This window comes from Pararhizobium antarcticum, assembly GCF_001885585.1.
Lineage (GTDB): Bacteria > Pseudomonadota > Alphaproteobacteria > Rhizobiales > Rhizobiaceae > Pararhizobium > Pararhizobium antarcticum.
Map to the genome: position 1 here is coordinate 1 of NZ_LSRP01000040.1, position 1,969 is coordinate 1,969.

Sequence of the window (1,969 nt, forward strand, 5' to 3'; positions counted from 1 at the left end):
TCCGAATACCATGCCCAGCATCAGAGTAGTTTCGATCGCAAGATCCGAACAGAGAGGCTGGCCACCACGCGTCTTGCGACGTGGGGCTGCCCAACCTGCCAACGCTTGCGGCGTTATCCAAAGGGTTAAACTGCCACGGCGGCGAAGGCCCGCCTCATACTCCGCCCAGTTCGTCACCCTGAACTTCATTTTACCGATGTGATGACGGCGGGCGGCGTTATGCTTATGCGGCATGCTGGATCAATCTTGCTATTTTCGATCGTAGCCCCATAGTTGGAAAACGTTCAAATTTGATCCCCGCACCAACGCCTACAAACGCTGATAATCGACGCATGCATGCCACCATTTTTGGCAAGATGTTGTTAAAGCACAGCCTTGCCCAGTCAGTGCTCTCGCCATAGCTTGTCCGCTGACACCAAGTTCAGCGCTTGCGGGCGCAATTACGTAGAGTGTTACGGGCCTTTTTGCCATCCTTCCAGCTCATGTGAAAAACCTCCCGACCGTCGATGGCAATAACGAATTTCTGCTCGTTCCCCATTCCGGAAAGAGCAGCTGCCATACTGGGAACGGCAAAGATCAGTGTCCCCACATCTGGCATCTTTGCGCTCGCCGGCATGTTATAGATCCGCACCGTCGCGGGGCGACCATCGTCTTGTGTCAGTGTAGCCGTAACTTCTCTGAACTCAGAGGGTCGCGGAACGTTCCTGCCCACAAACATTAGTAGGCCGCCATCCCAGCTTTTGTCGAACCCTGCGAGCGTGACAGAGCCCTCGAGATTGACATAGGTGGCCGCGCAGAACTCTCCAGGTTGGGCTGCCGCTCGGGCCTGATAATGATCCCAATAGCCTTGCCAGTAGCGCATCAACACAGGGTCTTTGCGGAGCCCTTCGACAATGTTGTCATCTCGCCGCTCCGACGCTAGCTGTGCTTCCTGTTCCGGTGTTAAAGTGTAATCTTGGGACAAGTAATAGGACGGCCCGTCGCCGGTGCCTGCGCTTATTCTTCGCTGGACGTCGGCGTAGAACTCTTGGGCAGAACTTTCACTTGCCATCTCGTTGAACGACTGCGCCTTCAATGGTGTGCAACCTAGAAAGTGTGCGACCGCACAGATAGCTGCAATAGACGCCAGCAGCTTTGATGTGGAAGCAGTTGGTGTGGTCAGGAACATGAGGTAGAGCCTCTTTTTTGTTAATCAGTAACATCAGAATGTCAGGAAACTTCTAGAATTGCGAAATCTAGGGGCACTGCTGCGGGTTCATGAGAATGACAAGGTTGCCCCGCTTATGGCCGCTGTCTGCCTGTGCATGCGCCTGCACAATTTCGGACAAAGGGAATTCGGCCCCTATATGCGGTCGATAGGCGCCGATATCATGGAGAGCGATCAAGCGCCCCAAGGCCTGTGGGGTCTCTTTGATCACACCGGCAACAAGCTTGCGAGCGCCGACACGCATGGGTCGTAGCGCGGCACCAAGCATCGACGCAAGATCTGCCGTGACAAGGCCCAGTCTTCCACCTTTTGCGAGGTGTGAGATCGGGTTGGGCAGGATGCCGGGCACATCAAGAATGACGTCGAAGGGTCCCATTACCGGATCGGTCTGATAGTTCAAGACAACGTCTGCGCCAAGCGAATGCGCCAAATTCAGATTATTGGGACCTGACAATGCGGTTACATGAGCGCCCAGATGGTGGGCAATTTGGATTGCGGCCGATCCTACAGCCCCAGTACCCCCCACGACCAGCAGTCGGTCACCGGGTTGCAGCTCACATTGATCCAGTAAAAAGTCTGCGGCGGTGAGGCCGCCAAAGAAAAAGGATGCCGCCTCGGGGACGCTAAGGGTGTCGGGCCGCGGGAAAACCAGTCCATCAGCCCTCACAACGAGTTGTTCTGCATGCGCCCCCATTCGCATCCCATCAGTAATGCCGAAGACTGCTTCACCCACCGCAAACCGCTTCACCCCCTCCCCCAAGG

The 1,969-nt window shown here is 55.6% G+C and carries 3 protein-coding genes; all 3 read right to left on the reverse strand.

The genetic code is table 11. The features are described from left to right. Nucleotides 1–234 (reverse strand): transposase (locus tag AX760_RS04230; protein WP_175552012.1); only part of this gene is annotated, 234 nt, incomplete at its 3' end. Nucleotides 235–421: 187 nt separating this feature from the next. Continuing rightward, complete coding sequence (locus tag AX760_RS04235) at nt 422–1,168, reverse strand: hypothetical protein (RefSeq protein ID WP_139276209.1); 747 nt, start codon at nt 1,166–1,168, stop codon at nt 422–424. A gap of 67 nt (nt 1,169–1,235) precedes the next feature. Continuing rightward, the coding region (locus AX760_RS04240) for an NAD(P)-dependent alcohol dehydrogenase (protein WP_210187366.1) at nt 1,236–1,969 on the reverse strand (734 nt) is incomplete at its 5' end.

Coding starts and splice junctions, on each gene's coding strand:
- AX760_RS04235 (WP_139276209.1), bottom strand. CDS start 1,168: ATGTTCCTGACCACACCAACTGCTTCCACATCAAAGCTGCTGGCGTCT.